Below are 4,738 nucleotides of genomic sequence, written 5' to 3'. Positions count from 1 at the left end.
TCGGCATTATTCTCGACCCCGATCGCAAGGATCGGCGGATCGGCCGACAGGCAGTTGAAGAAACTGAAGGGCGCGGCGTTGATCCGGCCATTCTCGTCGACCGTCGTCACCTTGCCGAGCGTTTCCAACACCGCGCCGCCCTTCATCAGCAGCCCGCGCCGCGCACCGGATGAAAGCGAGGCGGCGATCGCCGCCGGCGTCGAGATGACGAGCGCGCAGGGGCAGCCGATCAAAAGGATCGCAAGGCCCTTATAGACCCATTCGCCCCACGGCCCAGCGAACAGCAACGGTGGAACGACCGCGACAAGCGCTGCGACCACGACGACGCCGGGCGTGTAATAGCGCGAGAACCGATCGATGAAGCGTTCGGTCGGCGCCTTCGATTCTTGAGCTTCCTCCACCAGCTTGACGACGCGGGCGATGGTATTGTCGGCGGCAGCCGCCGTGACGCGAACCCTGAGGACCGCATCGCCATTCACCGTGCCGGCAAAAACGACGGCATCGACGCCCTTGCGCACCGGCGTGCTCTCGCCCGTCACCGGCGCCTCGTCGATCGCGTTCTCGCCTGAGATGATGATGCCGTCCGCCGAGATCCGGTCGCCAGGACGAACCATGATGATGGCGCCGACCGAAAGGCTTTCCGCCGGCACCTCCCGTGTCTGCCCATTGTCTTCGAGTAGCGCACTCTTCGGCACCAGGGCCGTCAGCGACTGGATGCTTTCGCGCGCCTTGCCCGCTGCCACCCCTTCCAGCAGCTCGCCAACCAGAAAGAGGAACACGACGGTTGCCGCCTCTTCGCCGGCATTGATGATGACGGCGCCGACAGCGGCGATCGTCATCAGCATCTCGATCGAAAACGGTGTTCCTGAGAGGGCAGCCATGACAGCGCGCCGAGCGATCGGCACCAGCCCGATCAGCATGGCGACGATGAAGGCATAGGACGCAATCGCCGGCACGAGATGGCCGACGGCATAGGCGGCAACGAGTGCCGCACCCGAAAGGATGGTCAGCCGGCCCTTCCTACTCTGCCACCAGGGACCGGCCATCGGCGCATGGTCGTGCCCGTGCAGCCCCTCGATTTCCTTCTCGCCACGTTCGTGAGAATGGTCGTGGTCATGACTTGCATGATCGTGCCCTTCATGGTCGTGGTCATGGCCCGCGTGATCACCGTGATCGCCGTGATCATGTCCATAGTCGTGACGGTGCTGCGAGCCGTGTTCATGCGCAGGCGCAGCGTTTCCGGCAAGCGGCGCGACGGAATAGCCGAGCCCGGTGACCTTCTTCTCGATCGTCTTGAGATCGCTGCTGCCATCGTGCCGGACGGTCATCGTGCCCGCCATCACCGAGACGGAAACATCGGCGACACCCGCCACGCGTCTGACCGCTGTATCGATCTTGGTTGCGCAGGCGGCGCAATCCATGCCGCCAACCCGGTATCGTGTTTCGCTCTCAGCCATGAACCGCTTCCTTGTCAAATAGAAGCATCCCTCCTACATCCTCTAGCGACTAGAGGTGCAAGAGGAAAATTATGAAAAGGATCACGATCGGCGAAGCTGCTCGCCAGAGTGGCGTCAAGGTGCCGACGGTGCGTTATTACGAGAGCATCGGGCTGCTCGCGGCGCCGAGCCGCAGCGAGGGCAACCAGCGCTCCTTCGAACCCGCCGATATCAGCCGCCTCGCCTTCATCCGCCACGCCCGCGAACTCGGCTTCGAGATCGAGGCGATCCGCACGCTGCTCACCCTGCAGGATGATCCGCACCAATCCTGTGCCTCGGCCGACGCCATCGCCAAGGCCCGCCTCATCGAGGTCGAGCAGCGCATCCGCAGCCTGATGGCGCTGAAAGCCGAGCTGGAAACCATGGTGGAAGGCTGCGGCCACGGCCGCGTCGATCAATGCCGCGTCATCGAGGTTCTCGCCGACCACGGCCAGTGCACGCATCCCCACCACTGATCTCCGCCCTTGCAGGCGATCCGCGCCCGCGCCAAAACTGAACGAGACAGAATCGGGCGAAGACATCAATGAACCAGAAGCGGACTGCAATCATCGGCGGCGGCCCGGCGGGTCTAGCGGCTGCCGAACTGCTTTCCCGTTCCGGTCATGCGGTGACCGTCTATGATGCCATGCCGACCTTTGCCCGCAAATTTCTGCTGGCCGGCAAGTCCGGTCTCAACATCACCCATTCCGAGGATTATGCCCGTTTCACCACGCGCTTCGGAGCGACCTCCGCCCGTCTGCGCCCCGCTCTTGATGCCTTTACCCCTGATGATATCAGGAATTGGGCAAGCGAGCTCGGGACGGAAACCTTCATCGGCTCGTCCGGCCGGGTATTTCCGAAGGTGATGAAGGCCTCGCCTTTGCTGCGCGCCTGGCTCAGGCGGCTGGAGGCGCAGGGCGCCACGCTGCGCACCCGCCACCGCTGGACCGGTTTTGCCGAAGACGGCTATGTTTTCGAAACGCCCGAAGGGCGCGGCATCGTCCATTGCGACGCAGCCCTGCTGGCGCTCGGCGGCGCAAGCTGGCCGCGCCTCGGCTCGGATGCTACCTGGGTACCTTGGCTGGCCGGCAGGGGTGTGGAAATTGACACTTTTCAACCCGCCAATTGCGGCTTCGTGGTCGGATGGAGCGGGAACTTCAGCGAGCGTTTCGCCGGCGAGCCGGTAAAATCAGTCACCGCCACGTCCGAGGCCGGCACTTTTCCCGGCGAATTCGTCATCACCGGCAGCGGCATCGAAGGCAGCCTCGTCTATACCCATACCGCCGCGTTGCGCGACCGGCTGCTGAACCATGGCAGCGCTTCCCTGACCCTCGACCTTGCACCCGGCCGCACCATCGAGAGGCTCAGCCGCGACCTTGCGCGGCAGGACGCCAAATCGAGCTTTTCAAACCGCCTGCGCAAGGGCGCCGGCCTCGACGGCGTCAAGGCGGCGCTGCTGCGCGAACTCGCTCCCGAGCGCGACCGAGCCGATCCGGAGCGTCTCGCCCGCATGATCAAGGCTCTGCCGGTGCCGGTGATCGAAACCCGCCCGATCGCCGAAGCGATCTCCTCAGCCGGCGGCATCCGCTGGACCGGCGTCGACGAAAGCTACATGTTGAAGGCACTGCCGGGCACCTTCGTCGCCGGCGAAATGCTCGACTGGGAGGCGCCGACTGGTGGCTATCTCCTCACCGCCTGCCTAGCGACCGGCCGGGCGGCAGCCCGTGGCATCGAGGCCTGGCTGCAGCGCTAGAGCGCTGGAAGCTGTCAGCCTTGAGGCAAAACAACAAGATCATCCTCAATCAGACCGAGGCCGGATGGAAGGTCATAGCGAGACCATTCATGCAGTAGCGAAGCCCGGTTGGCTTCGGGCCGTCATCGAAGACATGGCCGAGGTGACCGCCGCAACGGCTGCAGTGCACGGCGGTACGTGCCATGCTGAAGGTCGTGTCGCCGGTCGTGCCGACGGCATTTTCAAGCGGCGCCCAGAAGCTCGGCCAGCCAGTGCCGCTGTCGAATTTGGTGGTCGAGGAAAAGAGGTCCTGGTCGCAGCCGGCGCAGGCGAAATTGCCCTTTCGCTCCTCATGCAGCAAGGCACTGGTGAAGGGATGTTCCGTCCCCGCCTGGCGCAGGATGACATATTGATCCGGCGTCAGCAGCTTGCGCCATTCCTCCTCGGTGTGGGTCACCGCAAACCTCTCGCCGGCGATTGCCTTGCCGGCCAGGCCTGAGCGAACCGCAAGCGCCCCAAAAGCAGCGCCCATCAGCAACAATCGTCTGTTCAGCATGGTCGGATCTCCTCATCTGGCAAACCTTGCTTCTGTACAGAACTACGAGGGAGAGGGGTCATTTGTTACGCCATGGCTGACCAAACACCGAAATGTGATTTCGGCCACTTTCGTCAGGAGGCGCCGCACGCTGACGAGCGCCAGCGCCGGCCGATTGCAAACCAGCCGCTTTTCCATCAGAGTGTGCTGAAATTCGGTGGGAGGAGCCGATGCACGAACACTCAGCGCACGCCGAGTACGTCTACACGTCTGCCCAGCGCGACTCTGCGGCAGCCAGTTCTCCTGTTGTCGCCTCATGGCGGCGGTGCATGACCATGCACCAGCTCGCCCCCGAGGACCAGCGGGCTCCGCTGCGCCTCACCGACCTGGAATTCCGCCGTGCGCGCGAGCAGTCCGATCAGCTGATCGCCAGCGCGACGGAAGAGCTCGATCGTCTCTTTACCACCGTTGGCAGGGCCGGCTGTTGCCTGCTTCTGACCGACAAGAACGGCATCGCGCTGGAGCGCCGGGGCGCTGCCGGCGACGACAAGGAATTCCGCGAACTCGGCCTCTGGACCGGCTCGGTCTGGACAGAGGCCAGCATCGGCACCAACGGTATCGGCACTGCACTTGCCGACGAGCGTGCCGTCGCCATCTTCCGCGATCAGCATTTTTTCAGCTCGAATACCAGCCTCAGCTGCACGACGGCGCCGATCCGCGATCATCGTGGCCGGGTGGCCGCAGCCCTCGACATCTCCGCATGTCGCGAAGACGTCAACGAGATGACGCTGGCGATCCTAACGCAGACCGTGCGCGATGCAGCGATGCGCATCGAGCTCAACCTCTTCCGCTCGGCCTTTGCCGGCGCCCGTTTCCTGATGGTCCCGGCCGGCACCAATTCCGCCGCCGCTTTGCTGGCCGTCGACAGGCACGATTTGGTGCTCGGCGCGACGCGCGCCGCCCGCGTCGCGTTGCAGCTGGACGACAAACGCATCG

The 4,738-nt window shown here is 64.2% G+C and carries 5 protein-coding genes; 3 read left to right on the top strand and 2 right to left on the bottom strand.

Features of this window, described 5'->3' with window-relative positions; all coding sequences use genetic code 11:
• On the bottom strand, positions 1–1,457 hold a 1,457-nt coding region (locus tag MOV76_RS38405), incomplete at its 3' end, for a heavy metal translocating P-type ATPase (protein ID WP_247266521.1).
• A 71-nt stretch (positions 1,458–1,528) separates the two neighbouring features.
• Here MOV76_RS38405 and MOV76_RS38400 point away from each other — a divergent pair.
• On the top strand, positions 1,529–1,951 hold the full coding sequence (locus MOV76_RS38400) for a helix-turn-helix domain-containing protein (protein ID WP_018446442.1): 423 nt from the start codon (positions 1,529–1,531) through the stop codon (positions 1,949–1,951).
• A gap of 68 nt (positions 1,952–2,019) precedes the next feature.
• The gene (locus MOV76_RS38395; RefSeq protein ID WP_247266520.1) at positions 2,020–3,228 is read left to right on the top strand and encodes a TIGR03862 family flavoprotein; all 1,209 of its coding nucleotides are present in this window, start codon (positions 2,020–2,022) and stop codon (positions 3,226–3,228) included.
• 49 nt (positions 3,229–3,277) lie between these two features.
• Here MOV76_RS38395 and msrB read toward each other — a convergent pair whose 3' ends face one another.
• Positions 3,278–3,763 carry a peptide-methionine (R)-S-oxide reductase MsrB gene (gene msrB, locus MOV76_RS38390; RefSeq protein WP_130653115.1) on the bottom strand — a complete coding sequence of 162 codons (486 nt, stop codon included), beginning with the start codon at positions 3,761–3,763 and terminating at the stop codon, positions 3,278–3,280.
• A 209-nt stretch (positions 3,764–3,972) separates the two neighbouring features.
• Between msrB and MOV76_RS38385 the strand changes: the two genes are divergently transcribed.
• The coding region (locus tag MOV76_RS38385; protein ID WP_247266519.1) for a GAF domain-containing protein at positions 3,973–4,738 on the top strand (766 nt) is incomplete at its 3' end.

The sequence above is a fragment of the Rhizobium sp. PRIMUS64 genome, assembly GCF_023006465.1.
GTDB lineage: Bacteria > Pseudomonadota > Alphaproteobacteria > Rhizobiales > Rhizobiaceae > Rhizobium > Rhizobium leguminosarum.
The sequence above is the reverse complement of the archived record's forward strand: the minus strand, read 5'-3'. Positions and strand labels throughout refer to the sequence as shown.

Bases quoted from the DNA above. Each gene is read 5' to 3' on its own strand.
- MOV76_RS38400 (WP_018446442.1), top strand. From the start codon at position 1,529: ATGAAAAGGATCACGATCGGCGAAGCTGCTCGCCAGAGTGGCGTCAAG.
- MOV76_RS38395 (WP_247266520.1), top strand. From the start codon at position 2,020: ATGAACCAGAAGCGGACTGCAATCATCGGCGGCGGCCCGGCGGGTCTA.
- msrB (WP_130653115.1), bottom strand. From the start codon at position 3,763: ATGCTGAACAGACGATTGTTGCTGATGGGCGCTGCTTTTGGGGCGCTT.